General features: G+C 63.7%; 17 protein-coding genes. 9 read left to right on the top strand and 8 right to left on the bottom strand.

Features of this window, described 5'->3' with window-relative positions; all coding sequences use genetic code 11:
* Positions 1-97: 97 nt before the first annotated feature.
* Genes BMI90_RS09735 through pcaF form a run of 3 tightly spaced genes read left to right on the top strand, consistent with a single transcriptional unit; the run spans position 98 to position 2,695 of the window.
* Positions 98-820 (top strand): 3-oxoacid CoA-transferase subunit A, encoded by a 723-nt coding sequence (locus BMI90_RS09735; protein WP_078528843.1) that lies wholly within the window; start codon positions 98-100, stop codon positions 818-820.
* The gene (locus BMI90_RS09730) at positions 817-1,488 is read left to right on the top strand and encodes a 3-oxoacid CoA-transferase subunit B (RefSeq protein ID WP_078528842.1); all 672 of its coding nucleotides are present in this window, start codon (positions 817-819) and stop codon (positions 1,486-1,488) included. Before BMI90_RS09735 ends, BMI90_RS09730 begins: the two co-directional genes overlap by 4 nt.
* A gap of 1 nt (position 1,489) precedes the next feature.
* The gene (gene pcaF, locus BMI90_RS09725; protein WP_078528840.1) at positions 1,490-2,695 is read left to right on the top strand and encodes a 3-oxoadipyl-CoA thiolase; all 1,206 of its coding nucleotides are present in this window, start codon (positions 1,490-1,492) and stop codon (positions 2,693-2,695) included.
* Positions 2,696-2,760: 65 nt separating this feature from the next.
* Here the strand turns inward: pcaF and pcaD are convergent, their stop codons facing one another.
* The 5 genes from pcaD to BMI90_RS09700 all read right to left on the bottom strand — a co-directional run bounded on the left by pcaD (position 2,761) and on the right by BMI90_RS09700 (position 7,732).
* Positions 2,761-3,543 (bottom strand): 3-oxoadipate enol-lactonase, encoded by a 783-nt coding sequence (gene pcaD / locus BMI90_RS09720; protein ID WP_078528838.1) that lies wholly within the window; start codon positions 3,541-3,543, stop codon positions 2,761-2,763.
* A gap of 209 nt (positions 3,544-3,752) precedes the next feature.
* Positions 3,753-4,766 (bottom strand): catechol 2,3-dioxygenase, encoded by a 1,014-nt coding sequence (locus tag BMI90_RS09715; RefSeq protein ID WP_078528836.1) that lies wholly within the window; start codon positions 4,764-4,766, stop codon positions 3,753-3,755.
* 29 nt (positions 4,767-4,795) lie between these two features.
* Positions 4,796-5,056 carry a 2-hydroxymuconate tautomerase gene (locus BMI90_RS09710; protein WP_078528834.1) on the bottom strand — a complete coding sequence of 87 codons (261 nt, stop codon included), beginning with the start codon at positions 5,054-5,056 and terminating at the stop codon, positions 4,796-4,798.
* 230 nt (positions 5,057-5,286) lie between these two features.
* Positions 5,287-6,174 (bottom strand): LysR family transcriptional regulator, encoded by an 888-nt coding sequence (locus BMI90_RS09705; protein WP_078528832.1) that lies wholly within the window; start codon positions 6,172-6,174, stop codon positions 5,287-5,289.
* Between the two features lie 91 nt (positions 6,175-6,265).
* Entirely contained in the window at positions 6,266-7,732 is a 1,467-nt protein-coding gene (locus BMI90_RS09700; RefSeq protein WP_078528830.1) for a 2-hydroxymuconic semialdehyde dehydrogenase, read from the bottom strand.
* A 249-nt stretch (positions 7,733-7,981) separates the two neighbouring features.
* Between BMI90_RS09700 and BMI90_RS09695 the strand changes: the two genes are divergently transcribed.
* The 6 genes from BMI90_RS09695 (at position 7,982) to BMI90_RS09670 (ending at position 13,571) form a co-directional block, all read left to right on the top strand.
* A complete protein-coding gene (locus BMI90_RS09695; protein ID WP_281491812.1) occupies positions 7,982-8,782 on the top strand; it encodes a fumarylacetoacetate hydrolase family protein in 801 nt (266 codons plus the stop codon).
* Entirely contained in the window at positions 8,779-9,585 is an 807-nt protein-coding gene (gene dmpH, locus BMI90_RS09690) for a 2-oxo-3-hexenedioate decarboxylase (RefSeq protein WP_078528828.1), read from the top strand. The genes BMI90_RS09695 and dmpH overlap by 4 nt, the downstream gene beginning before the upstream one ends.
* 22 nt (positions 9,586-9,607) lie before the next feature.
* Positions 9,608-10,525: an acetaldehyde dehydrogenase (acetylating) gene (locus BMI90_RS09685; RefSeq protein ID WP_078529024.1), complete on the top strand. Its 918-nt coding sequence runs from the start codon at positions 9,608-9,610 to the stop codon at positions 10,523-10,525.
* Positions 10,522-11,583: a 4-hydroxy-2-oxovalerate aldolase gene (gene dmpG / locus BMI90_RS09680; protein ID WP_078528826.1), complete on the top strand. Its 1,062-nt coding sequence runs from the start codon at positions 10,522-10,524 to the stop codon at positions 11,581-11,583. Before BMI90_RS09685 ends, dmpG begins: the two co-directional genes overlap by 4 nt.
* A gap of 115 nt (positions 11,584-11,698) precedes the next feature.
* Positions 11,699-12,568 (top strand): transporter, encoded by an 870-nt coding sequence (locus BMI90_RS09675; RefSeq protein WP_078528824.1) that lies wholly within the window; start codon positions 11,699-11,701, stop codon positions 12,566-12,568.
* Positions 12,569-12,683: 115 nt separating this feature from the next.
* Positions 12,684-13,571 carry a LysR family transcriptional regulator gene (locus tag BMI90_RS09670; RefSeq protein ID WP_078528822.1) on the top strand — a complete coding sequence of 296 codons (888 nt, stop codon included), beginning with the start codon at positions 12,684-12,686 and terminating at the stop codon, positions 13,569-13,571.
* Between the two features lie 27 nt (positions 13,572-13,598).
* Here the strand turns inward: BMI90_RS09670 and BMI90_RS09665 are convergent, their stop codons facing one another.
* The 3 genes from BMI90_RS09665 to BMI90_RS09655 all read right to left on the bottom strand — a co-directional run bounded on the left by BMI90_RS09665 (position 13,599) and on the right by BMI90_RS09655 (position 16,378).
* Positions 13,599-14,234: a glutathione S-transferase N-terminal domain-containing protein gene (locus BMI90_RS09665; protein ID WP_078528820.1), complete on the bottom strand. Its 636-nt coding sequence runs from the start codon at positions 14,232-14,234 to the stop codon at positions 13,599-13,601.
* Positions 14,235-14,238: 4 nt separating this feature from the next.
* Complete coding sequence (locus tag BMI90_RS09660; protein ID WP_078528818.1) at positions 14,239-15,420, bottom strand: muconate/chloromuconate family cycloisomerase; 1,182 nt, start codon at positions 15,418-15,420, stop codon at positions 14,239-14,241.
* 88 nt (positions 15,421-15,508) lie between these two features.
* Positions 15,509-16,378, bottom strand: coding sequence for a dioxygenase (locus tag BMI90_RS09655; protein WP_078528816.1), 870 nt, complete (start codon positions 16,376-16,378; stop codon positions 15,509-15,511).
* Positions 16,379-16,411: the final 33 nt, after the last annotated feature.

Here is a 16,411-nt window from a genome sequence, read left to right as displayed (position 1 = left end):
GGTTTTTGCGCTATATGAACAAATGTCAATATGCGCACGAAATTCGTGGAAGCGTTTTCCAGGCGGGTCTAGATCGAAAGCCGCAGGAGGACCGCATATGGACAAGAGACTTTCCTCGCTGACCGAGGCCGTGGCCGATATCCAGGATGGCGCCACGGTGATGATCGGCGGCTTTGGCGGCTCGGGCGCGCCGATCGAACTGATCCACGCCCTGATCGACCGCTTCATCGAGACCGGATCGCCCAAGGGGCTGACCGTGATCAACAACAACGCAGGCAACGGCCATGTCGGCATCGCCGCGATGATCGAACAGGGCATGGTCAAGAAGATGATCTGCTCTTTCCCGCGCTCGGCCGATCCGACGGTGTTCACCCAGGCCTATCTCGCGGGTGAAATCGAGCTGGAGTTGGTGCCGCAGGGCACGCTGGCCGAGCGGATCCGCGCGGGTGGCGCGGGTATCCCGGCTTTCTTCACGCCGACCTCCGTCGGTACCGATCTGGCCGAGGGAAAGCCAGTGCAGCAGTTCGAGGGGCTCGACTACGTCATGGAGCGTTGGCTCAAAGCCGATCATGCGCTGATCAAGGCCGAGCTGGGCGATGCCCTGGGCAATCTCACCTATCGGATGGCGGCGCGCAATTTCTCGCCGCTGATGGCGAGCGCAGCCGCGAGGACGGTGGTTCAGGTGAGCCATGCTGTCGAGCCAGGCGCCATCGATCCCGAACATATCGTCACCCCGGGCATCTTCGTGGATGCGATCATCGAGGTCGCCAATCCCGCCCAGGAAGAAGAGCTGAACCGCGCCGGAGCCCATCACCCATGACCGAGAAACTGAGCAATGCACAGATCGCCTGGCGCGCCGCGCAGGATATCGCGGACGGCGCCTATGTGAACCTCGGGATCGGCTTTCCCGAGATGGTCGCGCGCTTCCAGCCGCCGGGCCGCGAGGCGATCTTTCACACCGAGAACGGCGTTCTGGGATTTGGCGGCGCCCCCGAGCCCGGCGAAGAGGATTGGGATCTGATCAACGCTGGCAAGAAGGCGATCACGCTCAAGCCCGGCACCGCGTTCTTCCACCATGCAGACAGTTTCGCGATGGTCCGCGGGGGGCATCTCGATGTCGCGATCCTCGGGGCTTACGAGGTGGCCGAGACGGGCGATCTCGCGAACTGGTCGACGGGGCCCAAGGGCGTTCCGGCGGTGGGCGGCGCGATGGATCTGGTGCACGGGGCCAAGCGGGTCGCGGTGATCACCGATCACGTCACCAAGAAGGGGCAGCCGAAACTCGTCGAGCGCTGCTCGCTGCCGCTGACCGGCGTGGGTTGCGTGACGCGGGTCTACAGCTCGCTTGCCGTGATCGACATCGAAGGCGGGCGCTTCGTGCTGCGCGAGAAGCTGCCCGCGATCACGATGGAAAACCTGCAAAATCTCACCGGGGCGAAGCTGCACGTGACAGCCCCGGTGGAAGACCTGATCTGTCCGGAGCTCTGACATGCGTGACGCTTATATCTGCGACTACATTCGAACCCCGATCGGCCGTTTCGGCGGCGCGCTGGCCTCGGTGCGTGCCGATGATCTCGGGGCGATCCCGCTGCGCGCGCTGATGGCGCGCAATTCGGGTGTCGATTGGGAGGCGGTCGATGACGTTATCTTCGGCTGTGCGAACCAGGCGGGGGAAGACAACCGCAACGTGGCGCGCATGTCGGCGCTGCTCGCGGGGCTTCCCGTGGCGGTGCCGGGAACCACGATCAACCGGCTTTGTGGCTCGGGGATGGATGCGATCCTGACGGCGGCGCGCGCGGTCAAGGCGGGCGAGGCCGATCTGGTGATCGCGGGCGGCGTCGAGAGCATGAGCCGCGCGCCCTTCGTGATGCCGAAGGCCGAGGCCGCCTACAGTCGCGCCAATGCGGTCTATGACACGACGATCGGCTGGCGTTTCGTGAACAAGCTGATGAAGGAGATGCATGGCGTCGACTCGATGCCCGAGACGGCGGAGAACGTGGCCGATGATTTCGGCGTCAGCCGCGAAGATCAGGACGCTTTCGCGCTGCGCTCGCAGGACCGTGCTGCGGCGGCAATGAGCGAGGGCCGACTGGCTTCGGAGATCACGCCGGTGACGATCGCGCAGCGCAAGGGCGATCCGGTGGTCGTGGATGCCGACGAGCACCCGCGCGCTGGCACCACGCTCGAGGCGCTGGCGAAGCTGCGGCCCATCGTGCGGCCTGACGGTACGGTCACGGCGGGCAATGCGTCGGGCGTGAATGATGGCGCAGCGGCGCTGATCATAGCCTCGGAGGCGGCGGTGAAGGCGCATGGGCTGACCCCGCTGGTGAAGATCTCGGGCGGGGCGGTGGCTGGCGTGGCGCCGCGGATCATGGGGTTCGGCCCTGCACCTGCGTCTAAAAAGCTGATGGCGCGGTTGGGGCTTACGCAAGACGCCTTCGACGTGATCGAGCTGAACGAGGCCTTCGCAAGCCAGGGACTGGCGACACTGCGCGATCTCGGCATCGCCGATGATGATCCGCGCGTCAATCCGAACGGCGGCGCGATCGCCCTGGGGCATCCCTTGGGCATGTCGGGGGCGCGCATCACCGGCACGGCGGCGCTGGAGCTGGTGCGACGCAAGGGGAGCCGGGCGCTCGCCACGATGTGCATCGGCGTCGGGCAGGGCATCGCCATCGCACTCGAAGCGGTGTGAGCGGGGCCGCCGCCAAAGCGCGGTGACGTCCCCCGGCACAAAACCCTGAGCGGGTGCCTGCCCGCTCAGGTTCTGCCCAGAAAGTCTTTCAGCAGCGCCGCGACAACCTCGGGTTTTTCGACGCAAGGCAGGTGGCCCGCATCCGCGATCTCGTGAAACTCCGCCCCGCACAGGGCCGCCGTGGCGCGCACCAGATCGGGCGGGGTCGAGGCATCTTGTGCCCCTGCCATCGCCATGACGGGTAGCGTGAGTTTGGCTGTGCTCTCGGTCAGGTCGGCCCCGGCAATTGCCGCGCAACAGCCCGCGTAACCTTCATCCGGCCCGCGTTCGAGCATGTTGCGGCACAGCGCGAATGTGGTGGGGGTAGCTTTCTCAAACCCGGGCGCGAACCAGCGCGCGAGGATTGCATCGGAGATGCTTGCGATGCCGTCGCGCCGTACCGCGTCGATCCGCTGCTGCCACATATCGGGCGCGCCGATCCTGGCGCCCGTATCCATCAGCACCAGTGCGCGCAGAAGATCGGGGCGGCGTGCGGCGAGGCTCTGCCCGATCAGCCCGCCGATCGAGAGGCCGACGAAGGTCACGTCGCGCAGCTCCAGCGCGTCGCAGATCGCGGCCGCATCGCCCGAAAGGTCTTCGATCGAATACGGCCCCGGAGGGCAATCCGAGAGCCCATGCCCGCGCTTGTCGAAACGAACCAGCCGCAGCCCCTCGGGGAGTAGGGGGATCAGCCCTTCCCAGAGCCGCAGATCGCTGCCCAGAGAATTGCCGAACATCACGACGCGCCCGTCGCGCGGACCCTCATCGCGAATGTGGAGCGTTACACCGCAATGGCTTACTGACTGCATGAATGCCTCCCTCTTTGCGGCAGTTGTAGCGCGCAAACCGGGAGAAAGGGAACATACCCTGAGGGTATCAGGGCTTACCGGCATGATACCTCAGATGACGACAGCGCGTTTCTCCCGGCGCAGGGGCAATCAGCCCCGTGGGCAGCCGCAGGCAAACGAAAAAGGCCACCTCACGAAGAGGTGGCCAGTTTCCGGGGGACTGAGGGGAATTACTCGGCGGGTTCGGTGACTGCTCCCGTCTCCTCGGCCTCGGCCATGGCGGCCTCGACGATCGGAGTGCCGTAGACGAAGAAGTCCTGCGGAAGCTCGCCGCCGAACCAGACGCCGCCACCGTTGAAGAAGTTGCTCTCGTCCCAGGTCAGGGTCTTCCAGTCCGGGTCGAAGATCAGGTAGCCGGTGTCACCGAAGAGCTCGATGCGGTTGCCGCCGGGCTCGTAGACATACATGAAGTAAGCCTGCGACACGCCGTGCTTTGCCGGACCCGCCTCGATGGTGACATCGTATTCCTGCAAGATGTCGGCGAGATCGAGCATCTGCCCCTGATTGCCGTACCAGAAGGCGACATGGTGCAGGCGGTTGCCCGGACCGGCCTGATCCTTGGTGAAGGCCACTTCATGAACGAGCGGGCTGACCGAGAACCAGGCAGCGAGTTCGTCCTGACCACCGAAGACCACGTTTTCACGCTTCAGGAAGCCTAGATTGTCCTGCAAGAACTTGCCGTTCTTGGTCACGTCCGAGCAGAGCAGGTTGACGTGGTCAAGGCGGCGCACCGGCACGCCGCGCAACGGGCGCTTCTGGGCGCGCGAGAGCAGCTTCGATTTCATCTCCGCCGGGGCTTCGTAATACTCGACCTCCCAGAACAGGTGCTGCTTGTGGCCGTCAGGCGTGGTGAACTCGTAAGCCTTGCCATAGCCCTTGTGGCCCTCGACCCATTTGCCGGGGCTGCCCGACGCCTCGATGGCCGCCACGCGGCGCTCGAGCGCTTGCGGCGAGGACGCGCGCCAGCCCACCATGCCGATCCCGGCCTTGTCCGAACGGGTCAGTTTCAGCGAATGGTGGTAGCGATCCTCGTAGCCGCGCAGATAGCAGGACTTGCCGTCATCCTCGGTCGGGGTCATGCCCAGCACGTCGTGGAAGAACCAGAAGCTCTCCTCGAATTTGGGGGTGAAAAGTTCAACGCAGGCAAGCTGCGCGACGTCGTGGATTTGTTCCTGAAAGCTCATGGTTCCTCCCTAAAGCTGTTCTGCTTGGCTCAATTGGCCGTGGCGTTCTCGTGCCCGTTGGCCTGACCCGTTCCATTCGAGGACGACCCGGCGCGCTTGCCCGCCTCCTCGACATATTTCGGTTCGCCCGCGACCGCGAAATGGCCCGAACGGAGTTCCTGAAGAAGGATGCGCACCGATTCCGGTTTGACGCCGAGCGTATCGACGGCTGCGCGCGTGACTTCACGCATGAGCGCTTCCTTCTGCGCCTCGGTGCGGCCTTCCATCAGGTGAATCTGAATTACCGGCATGATGCTCCTCTTCGCTGGCCCGCGCTCTTTTCCGGATGATCCGGTCCTCCTGAACGCGCCCATGGGTCGAGATTGGGCAAGAGGAGCGATGCAATCAAATACCATTTGATCCCTGTCTCGATACCTATTGCGCATCGTGTCTAAGGTCATGCGCAACGCGTTGCGCCGCGCCGGGGCGCGGGTGAGAACTTTCTCGAGAGGGTCGAAAGTCTTGCGTTAAGTGTTTGATTTCAATGCGTTAAGCCGCGCGCCACTTCGAGGAAATTGGCGAGGATCGGAGAGGGGTCAGCTTCGCGATAGATGCACGAGATGTCGACCCGCGCGCTCTTGTCCATACCCTCGAGCGGGATGCATTTCACGCCTTCCATGATCACGCTCGTGATCGAGGCTGGCACCAGACAAACCCCGAAACCGGCCGCGACGAGCGCCATGGCGGTGAAGCCGTCACCCACGACCTGTGCGACATTGGGCGCAAATCCCGCCTCGTGGCACAGCCCCGTCACCTTCTCGACGAAGCCCTGCGCGCGGCTTGCCGGGAAGAGCAGCATCGGCTCTTGCGACAGCTCGGATAGCCGCATCGAACTGCGTCCGGCAAGGGGGCCGGGATCGGGAACGACGGCGTAGAGCGGTTCGGAGGCCAGTTCCTCGATCGCCAGTCCCGGCACCGGGGTCAGCATCCGGTTGAAGCCGAGATCGATCGAGCGGTTCTGCAAGGCTTCGATCTGTGCCGTCTTGTTGAGCGCATGCATCACCACTTTCACATCCGGATAGCGGCGTTTGAATTCGAGGATGATGCGCGGAATGAAACTGAGGATCGCGGTGCCGAAGATCGCGATGTCGAGCCGTCCCAGACCGCCTTCGGAGGCCCGGTGCACCCGGTCGGCCGCCTGATCGAGCAGCCCCACGATATTGCGCGCCTCATCGAGAAACAGCGCGCCTGCCTGTGTCAGCTCGACCCCGCGCGGGGTGCGGTTGAAGAGCTGCGCGCCAAGTTGTTCCTCCAGCGCCTGGATCTGGCGCGTGATCGGGGGCTGGGAGACATGCAACCGTTCGGCCGCGCGGCCGAAATGCAGCTCCTCGGCCACGGCGATGAAATAGCGAAGCTGGCGCAGGTTCATGGCTCTCCCTTTCCGCTTTCACAGTTACGCGAACGCGCGCGCTCCGGGCAAGCCGGGACGCGCGCGCAAGCGTTGAGACGGGGGAGGACGCTCAAAGCTTGAGGCAGAGGTTCGTCCGCTCGGTGTAGAATTCGAGCGAATGCACCCCGCCTTCGCGCCCGATGCCCGACGACTTCGAACCACCGAATGCGGTGCGCAGGTCGCGCAGGAACCACGAATTCACCCAGACGAGCCCGACCTCCATCTTTCCGCCGACGCGATGCGCGCGACCGAGGTTCTCGGTGAGGATCGTGGCCGAGAGGCCGTAATTCGTGTCATTGGCCATCGCGATCACCTCTTCTTCGGTGTCGAAGGGCTGGATGTGACAGCAGGGGCCGAAGATTTCTTCCTGGACGATCGGGCTGTCTTCAGGAAGTCCGGTCCAGATCGTCGGCTCGACGAAGAACCCGCCGTTGCGGTAATCGCCTTCGGGGAAGTCGGGCACACCACCGCCGGTGACGATGGTGGCGCCCAGATCGGCGGCCTTCTTGTAATAGCTCAGTACCTTCTCGCGATGCTCGGCCGAGATCAGAGGGCCGATGGTCGCGCCATCGGTATCCGGGCCGCCTTGCTTGAGACCTTCCGCGCCCGCTTTCAGGCGCGAGACGAACTCGTCGAACACGGGCCGTTCGACATAGATCCGCTCGGTGCCGAGGCAGACCTGCCCGGTATTGGCAAAGCACGAGCGCATCGTGACCTCGATCGCCTTGTCCATATCGGCGTCGGCGAAGACGATGGCAGGGTTCTTGCCGCCGAGCTCGAAGGAGACGTCGCGTAGACCCACCGCGGCCTGTTTCATGATCGCCTCGCCGGTGCGGGTCTCGCCGGTGAAGGTGATGCCGTTGACCTTCGGGTGCTGGGTCAGCAGCTCGCCCGCGCTTGCAGGGCCGAAGCCGTGGATCACGTTATAGACGCCCTTCGGGATGCCCACCTCGTTCATCACCTCGCCCAGCAAGGTCGCGGTGGCGGGGCTTTCCTCGGACGGTTTCACGACCACGGTGTTGCCGCAGGCCAGCGCCGGGCCGACTTTCCACGTCATCAGGAGGAACGGCGCGTTCCAGGGCGAGATCACCCCGATCACGCCTTTCGGGCGGTGCAGTTCGAGATTGGCCGCGCCCGTTCCGTCATGGGTGTCCATGTGGAAATACTCGCCGCCGGTGTTCTTCAGCATCTCCGCGAAGATGCGGAAATTGGCCGCGCCGCGCGGGATCTCGACCTTCTCGGCGAAACCGCGCGTGTGGCCTGTATCCTGCACTTCGGCCTCCATGAAGTCGGCCTTGCGTGCGTCGATCGCGTCGGCGAGCTTCATCAGCAGGTCGCAGCGCTCGGTCTTGGGCATCTTGCCCCAAGGGCCTTCGAGTGCCGCCGCCGCAGCTTCCACTGCGTCATTCACATCCTCGGTCAGAGCCTCATGCACATCGGCGATCTTCTTGCCGGTCGAGGGGGAAATCTTGTCGAAGGTCTTGCCCGATTTCGCGGCGCGATACTCGCCGTCGATGAAAAGCTTGTGCGTGGTCATGTCGTCCTCCCGTAAGACATCTCTTGCGCGACAAGCTAAGGAGGCCGCGCGATACTCGCCAATGCTTTTGTGGCCCATGCTCGATACCGTTTTTGCATGATGATAATCGGAGGGGCGATGCAAAACCCGTATCAAGCCCCGCCCATCAAAGTATTGGAGCGTATCGCGCCACGGTCTTAGCCTTGATCCGGAGGTAGCCCGCATCGGTTTTGCAAGACCGATGCAGGAGAGGGTTGCGACGGAGGATACATGCTGGACAGCACCAAGATCGAAAGCTTGGGCGATGCGCTTTACGAAGCGCTGCGCTCGGGCCGACCGACCCAGAAGATCAGCGCGCTCGAACCCGAGAGCGATATCGAAGACGCCTATCGTATCCAGCTGCGGATGCTCGAGCGGCGTCTGGCGGCGGGCGACGAGGTGGTCGGCAAGAAGATCGGCCTGACAAGTCGCGCCATTCAGGACGCGCTCGGCGTCTACCAGCCCGATTTCGGGCAGGTGACGAAGCGCATGCTGTTCGAGGACGGCGCGACGATCGACCTGTCGACGCTGATGCAGCCGCGTCTGGAAGGCGAGCTGGCCTTTCGGCTGAAAGAGGACCTGATCGGGCCGGGCGTGACGGTGACGGATGTGATCCGCGCCACAGACTACGTGACGCCCTGTTTCGAGATCGTCGATACCCGTTTCGACGACTGGAAAATCAAGATCCAGGACTCCGTGGCCGACAACGCCTCTTGCGGCGTGTTCGTGCTGGGCGATGCCAAGGCCGATCCGCGCGATCTGGACCTGAGCCTTGCGGGCATGGTGATCGAGAAGAACGGCGAAGTGGTCGCCACCGGGGCAGGGGCCGCGGTGCAGGGCTCGCCGGTGATGGCGGTCGCGTGGCTCGCCAATACGCTGGGCCGTCTGGGTATTCCGCTGAAGGCCGGGGAAATCATCCTGTCGGGCGCGCAGGCACCGCTGCTGGCCGTCACGGATGGCGATCACTTCACCTGTGAAATCGCGGGCATCGGCTCGTGCGAGATGCGTTTTGCCGGGAGGGCGATGGTATGAGCCTCGATCAACCGAAGAGCGTCGATGACGAAGCAATCATCCGCATGGCCGAGCGCGTCGAGACTGCGCAGCGTTACGCGACGCCGATCCGCAAGCTGACCGAGGATTATCCCGATCTGACCATCGCCGACGCCTATCGCGTCCAGACCGCGCTGCGGCGCAATCTGGAGAAGAAGGGCGAGCGGGTGATCGGTTGGAAAGCGGGCCTGACCTCGAAACCGAAAATGGCGCAGATGGGGGTCTCGACCCCCGGCGTGGGCTTCCTGACCGATGCGATGGAGCGTCCGGCGAACTCGAAGATCACGGTGTCGGACATGATCCACCCGCGTGTCGAGGCCGAGATCGCTTTCGTCACCAACAAGGAACTGTCGGGCAAGGTCACCCGCGAAGAGGTACTGGCCGCAACCGATTACGTCCAGCCTGCGCTGGAAGTGATCGATAGCCGCTTCACCGGGTTCAAGTTCGATCTGGAATCGGTACTGGCCGACAATTCCAGCTCGGCACGCTTCGTGCCGGGCGGGCGGATGATCCGCCCCGACGCGCTCGATCTGCGCACGGTGGGGGTCGTGCTGGAGCATAACGGCGAGATCGCCCAGATCGGTGCTGGCGCCGAGGTGCTGGGTCATCCGGCCGAGGCGATCGCGATGCTGGTCGGCGTTTTGCACGACATGGGGGAGGTGCTGCCCGTGGGCAGCTTCGTGATGGCTGGCGCGATCACCGCCGCCGTGGCGGTCAAACCCGGCGATTCCATTACCGCGAGATTTTACGAGATGGGCTCGATCACGGTGACATTCACCGAGTGATTCCGAGCCAAGGAGGATGAAGATGCGCAAGATCAAATGTGCCCTGATCGGGTCGGGAAATATCGGGACCGACCTGATGTTCAAGCTGCTGCGCTCCGAGGTGCTGGAGCCCGTCTGGATGGTCGGGATCGACCCCAATTCCGACGGCCTCAAGCGCGCAAAGGAAAAGGGGCTGAAGGTCACTCATGAGGGTGTCGACGGCCTGCTGCCGCATGTCGAGGAAGACTGCATCCAGATCGCCTTCGACGCGACCTCGGCCTATGTCCATGCGGAAAATTCGCGCAAGCTCAATGAGCTGGGCGTGTTCATGGTCGATCTGACGCCCGCAGCGATCGGCCCGCTCTGCGTGCCGCCGGTGAACCTCGGTGATCTGGCGAAAGCGACGCCGATGAACGTCAACATGATCTCCTGCGCCGGTCAGGCGACGATCCCGATCGTCTCGGCCGTGGGTGCGGTTCAGACGGTCGAATATGCCGAGATCATCGCCTCGCTCTCCTCGAAATCCATCGGGCCGGGCACGCGGGCAAACCTTGATGAATTCACCTTCACCACCTCGAACGCGATCGAGAAAGTGGGGGGCGCGAAGAAGGGCAAGGCGCTGGCCATCATCAACCCTGCCGATCCGCCGATGATCATGCGCAACACGATCTATTGCGAGGTCGAGGGCGAGCCGGACCGGGAGGCGATCACCAGATCGGTCAAGGAAATGATCGCGCAGGTGCGACTCTACGTGCCCGGCTACAAGCTGGTGAATGGCCCCGATTTCGACGGCAACCGCGTCGCGGTTTTCATGGAGGTCGCGGGGCTTGGCGACTACCTGCCGACCTATGCGGGCAATCTCGACATCATGACGGCGGCCGCCGCACGCACTGCCGAGATGTTCGCCGAACGGATCCTCGACGGGGCGATGGAACTCAAGAAACTGGAGCCGGCACAATGACCCATGAAAAAGCGAAATCGGGCATGGAAGGCCTGAAGGTCAAACTGCACGACATGTCTCTGCGCGACGGGATGCATGCCAAGCGCGAGCAGATCCCCGTCGAGATGATGGTCAAGATCGCCAAGGGGTTGGACGAAGCTGGCGTGCCTTACATGCAGGTCACCCATGGCGCGGGGCTCGGTGGCAACTCGATCCAGCATGGCCGCGCGCTCGCCTCGAACGCGGAATATATCTCGGCGGTGGCCGAGGTGGTGAAGCAGGCGACGATTTCGGTGCTGCTGATCCCGGGTCTGGGCACGATGAAGGAGCTCGAAGAGGCCTATGAGTGCGGCGCGCGTTCGGTCCATGTCGCGACCCATTGCACCGAGGCCGACACCTCGCCGCAGCATATCGCCTTCGCGCGCAAGCTCGGGATGGATGCTTCGGGCTTCCTGATGATGTCGCATCTGAACTCGGCCGAAGGGCTGACGGAACAGGCGCTCCTGATGGAGAGCTACGGCGCGAACACCGTCTATGTCACCGACTCGGCGGGCGCGATGCTGACCCATGAGGTCACCCACGCGATCTCGATGATGCGTGATGCGCTGAAACCGGAGACCGAGATCGGCTTCCATGGCCACCATAACCTTGGCCTCGGTATCGCGAATTCGATCGCCGCGATCGGTGCGGGCGCGACCCGGATCGACGCCTCGCTGGCGGGGCTCGGCGCGGGGGCGGGCAATGCGCCCATCGAGGTGCTGGCTGCGGTCTGCGACCGGATGGAGATCGAGACCGGTTCGGACACCTTCGCGCTGATGGATCTGGCCGAGGATGTCGTGGTGCCGTTCATGGATCACGTTGTCCGCGCCGACCGCGAGGCCCTGACGCTTGGCTTTGCCGGGGTCTACTCGACCTTCCTGCTGCCTGCGAAGCGCGCGGCTGAACGCTTTGGCATCCCGGCGCGCGATATTCTTGTCGAGCTGGGCCGCAAGAAGATGATCGGCGGTCAGGAAGACATGATCCAGGACACCGCGATGACAATGGCGCGCGAACGCGGCCTGCTGAAGGAGAGCGCCTGACGAAATCCTTTCCGCGCGCCGGACCCATAGGCGCGCGGAAAGCCGGACCAGGCCACGGGAAGAGGAGCCCGCCGCCCGGAACGACCGGATCAGCGAACACAAGGGAGGGAAACCTATGAAGACGAAACGCGCCGCGCTCGCTTTGAGCGCGCTGATGACGCTTGCCGCAATGCCGGCCCATGCGATCGACGTGGCCCCGGGGGATTACGCGATCATGCCCTCGGGCACGAATATCGGTCTGCTCTATTTCCAGCATCAGAGCTCGGGAACCTTCGAGATCGGCGGCGGCAAGGTGCCGGACTCGAAGATCGAGGCGAATGTGATGGTCCTGCGCGGGCTGCATTATTCGCAAGCCTTCGGGATGCCCGCGCTCTATCAGGCGGTCTTGCCCGTGGTGGGGTTCGAGAGCGCGCGGATCGGCGGGGCCGATATGCCCAAGGCGCAAGGGATCGGCGATCTGACGCTGGGTTTCTCGGTCTGGCCGGTGCAGCCTTCGAACCCCGAGACCGGCACGACACTGGGCCTCACCGCCTTTCTCACCGCGCCCACGGGAAATTATGACGCAGCCAAGGTCAGCGCGGGTTCGGGCACCTGGACGCTGACGCCCCAGATCGGCCTCATCCAGGGGCTTGGCGGCGGCGTCTATCTCGACATGGTCGCGGACGTGGCACTGACCAGGGATCACACCGAGAACGGTGACAAGATCGAGCGCTCCCCCGCGCCGCAGGTGCAGGCCTATCTGCGCAAGCAATTCGGACAGAAGACTTCCGTTTCCTTCGGCGTGTCCTCCCAGCGGGGCGGCAAGGTCAAGGTGAACGGCGTCGATACCGGCCAGCGCACCGAGCGCGACCAGCTGCGCCTCTACGCCAATACCTTCGTTAGCCCGACCCTGCAGGTTCAGGGGATGCTGGCCAAGGATGTGCATGTCGACGGTGGCTTCAAGAATGACTACGTGGCCGAGTTACGCCTTCTGAAGGTGTTCTGAACCTTCCCGGCCGGGTGCGACTTTTGCGTTGCGCCCGGCATTGTCTGATACCTTTTTCGATAGTGAGGAGGGCTCCGTTATGACCTATATGGTATCAACGGGAGGGAATATGGGAATGGACTTCAAGCGACTGAAATACTTTCTCGCAGTGGCCGAGGAATTGCATTTCGGGCGGGCCGCGAACCGGCTCGATATCGCGCAGCCGCCGCTGTCGCGCCAGATTGCGGCGCTGGAGGCCGAGCTGGAGGTTCAGCTGTTCGACCGCTCGCGCAGTCAGATCCGTCTCACGCAGGCGGGCGAGGTTCTGCAAGACCACGCACGCCAGCTGCTCGAACGTCTCGACGCGGCCTATCGCGAAACGAAGATGGTGGGTTCGGGGGCGTCTGGGCGTCTGCGCATCGCCTTTGTGGGCTCTGCGTCGCATGGTGTGCTGCCGACGCTGATCAAATCCTATCGGTCGTTCTATCCGGAGGTCGAATTGCAGCTCTCGGCGATGAACAACGCCGAATTGCAGACCGCGCTGATCAGCCGGGAGATCGATATCGCGGTCGCGCGGCCTGTGCTCGATGACGAGGAGTTTCGGCGTGAGCCGTTGTGCACAGAGCCGTTGATCCTGGCTTTGCCCGACAATTCCGAGCTCGGGACGCAGCTGGAGATCCGTTTTGCAGATCTGGCCGATCAGACCTTCGTGCTCTATCCGCGCAAACCTCGCCCCAGCTATGCCGACAAGGTGCTCGATATCTGCGCGCGCGAAGGCTTCAAGCCGAAGGCGGTCGATCTGGCGCAGGATTTCCAATCTGCGATCAGCCTCGTCTCGGTCGGTGTGGGGATCGCCGTCGTGCCGCAATCAGTCTCGCGCACCCAGCGGCCCGGCGTGATCTTCCGGCCCTACAAAGGGTATAATCCCGGCACCGGACTGACCGTGCATGCGCGGCTCGACAATCGCGCACCGCAGGTGATGCACTTCCTGGAAGTGACCCGCAAATTCGCGCGCAAACAGTAGATTGTGCTGCAAGGCAGACGGGGCGGATCAGGTCGGGCGCGGATCGTCTCGAAATGTCGTGGCCTGAACGGAGCGGCGTGCTCTGAAGCTCTCGTGCCATCTTGCGAGCGCGGGGCGGCCGTTGCGCCAATTCTCTGCGTCGAAGCGGAAATCAAGATAGCACAACGCGACGCCGATGCTGACATGGCCAATGTCGAAAGGCCGCCCGGTCAGCCGCGCGGCGTGGCCCTCCAGCCAGTCGGCGACCCTGTTCATCTTGGTCCGATAGACCTCGAGCATTTGCGCGGATCGTTGCGCCTCGGGACGCATCTTCAGCTCCACCAGCCAGGGCAGGGCGACATCCAGAAGGCCCGTCCCAAGCGCCTCGTCGCGCTCCGCTTCCAGGCGCGCGCCGGGATCGGCGGGAAAGAGCGTCGGGCCCTCGACGCTTTCCAGATCGGCCCATTCGCAGACGACGTGGCTGTCGAACAGCACGCGCCCGTCTTCGAGCTCCAGCGTCGGAATTTTCGATAACGGGTTGATGGCCATCAGCCCCTCATGCGGGATCATCGGATCGGCATGGGTGCGCACGGTCTCGACCTTGTCGGCCAGGCCTTTCTCGTGCAGCGCGACCATCGCTTTGCGGACATAGGGCGAGCGGGGCGACCAGTGCAGGATCGGCATCGGCTCAGGCCTTGCGCGCGCAAGATTGCAGCACGTCCTCGTTGACCGTGATGCCCAGGCCGGGGCCGGTCGGGCAATGAACGTGGAAGTCCTCGAAGCGGATCTCGCCGCCCGTCAGATCGGTCTTGAGGATCTTCGGGCCGAAATGCTCGCAGCCCCATTCCAGACGGGGCAGGGTGGAGAAGACGGCCAGATGCGCCGCCGCGCCGATACCGCTCTCGATGAGGCAGCCGCCATAAAGCTCCATCCCGCAGGCCTGTGCGATACCGGCGGCGCGCTTGATCTCGTTCAGCCCGCCCGATTTCACCAGTTTCAAGGAATAGACCGAGCCCGCCGCTGCGATCCCGTTGGCCACGATATCGGGGCCGGTGAAGGCGGCCTCGTCGACCATGACGGGGATTGGCGCGCGCGCGGCGACCCGCGCGGTCGCGGCGATCAGACCGGGGCGCAGGGGTTGTTCGATGAGCGACACGCCCATCTCGGCCAGTTGCGGCAGGTAGCGGATCGCGGTCGCCTCGGTCCAGCCCTGGTTCACGTCGACCACGATCTCGGTGGCCTTGCCTTCCAGCGCAGAGACGATCCTGCGCAGGCGGATCATATCGTCACCGGGCGCATTGAAGCCCAGTTTGATCTTGAAGCGACGATGTTCGCGCGCTTCGAATTTCCGGTTGGCTTCCTCGATCTCCTGATCGGCATCGCCCGAGGCCAGCGCCCAGATCACCTCGATCCTGTCGCGCACGGCGCCCCCCATCAGAACCGAGACGGGCAGGCCGAGCGAACGCCCGGCCGCGTCGTGAAGCGCTGCATCGACGGCCGCGCGCGCGGCGTTGTTGCGGTTTGCGGCCTTGGCCATCCGTGCCGCGTTCAGTTCGAAATCGAGCGCGTTGGCGTCCGCCAGCGCCGGGTTGAGATAAGTGTCGATATTGGCCTTCATCGCCTCGACGCTTTCCTCGGCCCAGCGAGGGCCGCCCAGCGTCGATGCCTCACCCCAGCCAACGGCGCCGTCTGCCAGCTCGACGCGCACGATCACATAGGACTGAAAATTGATCTCCGTGTTGGACAGTTTGTGGCGCCGGGTGGTCGGACAATCGACGATCATGGTTTCGATCCTGGCGATCTGACGTCCGGCCCGCGGATCCGAGGCCTCGAAATGCGGGGCAAGTTGCGTGACGCCGGGCTTGTTCATCGGATCTGTCCTTCGGGAAGAGGTAATTGTGATCAAAGGGAAAATCCGGCGCCGTCCTGCGGCGCCGGAGCATACTCGTTTGCGCGGATTATTCCGCTGCCATGGCCTGGGCCTGATCGGCCAAGGTGAAGTCGAAACGCAGCACGAGATCGGTCGGAGCGCCTTCGGGCGCTTTCTTGAACTTGCCGATGAGATCTTCCTTCACCGCAAAGACCGAGTCGTTGTCGAGATAGTCGCTGTCGGCGTCGTAGATCTGCGAGATCAGCGGGCGGTAGCCTTCACGGGTGACCATCATGTGGATGTGGCCCGGACGCATGCAGTGATGGCCCATGTAGCGGATCAGCTCTCCCGCGGTCTCGTCGCCGGGGATGGGGTAGGGCACGGGGCGGATTGCGGTGAAGGCGTAATGACCGTTCTCGTCGCTCTCGAAGCGGCCGCGCAGGTTGTATTCGGGCTGATCAGGATCGTGGTTCTCATACAGGCCGTTGGGCGCATCTTCCCAGACATCGATGATCGCGCCGGCAACCGGGTTGCCCTTGTTGTCCCGGATGACGCCTTCGACATAGACCGTTTCCTGACCGTCGAAATGCTTCTGGATCGTCGAGGCGCCTTTCGGCATCACCGGCGCGTTTTCGCGGAAGAACGGGCCGAGCACGGTCGAGACGGTTTCGTTTCCGGAGATCGGGTTCGAGAGCATGTCGACCAGCACTTCCACACCGAGGATGTCGCCCAGCAGGATGAATTCCTGGCGCTTGTCCGAGCACAGCGCTCCGGCGCGGCCGAGGTAATCACACGTGTAGAGGAATTCCTTGTGGGTCAGGTTCACATCCTTGCAGAACCCGTGCAGATGCTTGATCAGGCTTTCCATGATCTCGCGCTGGCGCGGGCCGATCTTGTCGTGCTGGCCGAGCGAGTCGATGACCACATCGGTCACGTTTTCAACGGTTACGTTGCGCATTTCTCTCCTCCTTGGAATGCGGCGGGCGGCCCT

The sequence above is a fragment of the Thioclava sp. L04-15 genome (assembly GCF_002020275.1).
Taxonomy (GTDB): domain Bacteria; phylum Pseudomonadota; class Alphaproteobacteria; order Rhodobacterales; family Rhodobacteraceae; genus Thioclava; species Thioclava marina.
Note: the sequence above shows the minus strand (reverse complement) of the source record. Positions and strands in the feature narration are given on the sequence as shown.

Coding starts and splice junctions, on each gene's coding strand:
- BMI90_RS09735 (WP_078528843.1), top strand. CDS start 98: ATGGACAAGAGACTTTCCTCGCTGACCGAGGCCGTGGCCGATATCCAG.
- BMI90_RS09730 (WP_078528842.1), top strand. CDS start 817: ATGACCGAGAAACTGAGCAATGCACAGATCGCCTGGCGCGCCGCGCAG.
- pcaF (WP_078528840.1), top strand. CDS start 1,490: ATGCGTGACGCTTATATCTGCGACTACATTCGAACCCCGATCGGCCGT.
- pcaD (WP_078528838.1), bottom strand. CDS start 3,543: ATGCAGTCAGTAAGCCATTGCGGTGTAACGCTCCACATTCGCGATGAG.
- BMI90_RS09715 (WP_078528836.1), bottom strand. CDS start 4,766: ATGAGCTTTCAGGAACAAATCCACGACGTCGCGCAGCTTGCCTGCGTT.
- BMI90_RS09710 (WP_078528834.1), bottom strand. CDS start 5,056: ATGCCGGTAATTCAGATTCACCTGATGGAAGGCCGCACCGAGGCGCAG.
- BMI90_RS09705 (WP_078528832.1), bottom strand. CDS start 6,174: ATGAACCTGCGCCAGCTTCGCTATTTCATCGCCGTGGCCGAGGAGCTG.
- BMI90_RS09700 (WP_078528830.1), bottom strand. CDS start 7,732: ATGACCACGCACAAGCTTTTCATCGACGGCGAGTATCGCGCCGCGAAA.
- BMI90_RS09695 (WP_281491812.1), top strand. CDS start 7,982: ATGCTGGACAGCACCAAGATCGAAAGCTTGGGCGATGCGCTTTACGAA.
- dmpH (WP_078528828.1), top strand. CDS start 8,779: ATGAGCCTCGATCAACCGAAGAGCGTCGATGACGAAGCAATCATCCGC.
- BMI90_RS09685 (WP_078529024.1), top strand. CDS start 9,608: ATGCGCAAGATCAAATGTGCCCTGATCGGGTCGGGAAATATCGGGACC.
- dmpG (WP_078528826.1), top strand. CDS start 10,522: ATGACCCATGAAAAAGCGAAATCGGGCATGGAAGGCCTGAAGGTCAAA.
- BMI90_RS09675 (WP_078528824.1), top strand. CDS start 11,699: ATGAAGACGAAACGCGCCGCGCTCGCTTTGAGCGCGCTGATGACGCTT.
- BMI90_RS09670 (WP_078528822.1), top strand. CDS start 12,684: ATGGACTTCAAGCGACTGAAATACTTTCTCGCAGTGGCCGAGGAATTG.
- BMI90_RS09665 (WP_078528820.1), bottom strand. CDS start 14,234: ATGCCGATCCTGCACTGGTCGCCCCGCTCGCCCTATGTCCGCAAAGCG.
- BMI90_RS09660 (WP_078528818.1), bottom strand. CDS start 15,420: ATGAACAAGCCCGGCGTCACGCAACTTGCCCCGCATTTCGAGGCCTCG.
- BMI90_RS09655 (WP_078528816.1), bottom strand. CDS start 16,378: ATGCGCAACGTAACCGTTGAAAACGTGACCGATGTGGTCATCGACTCG.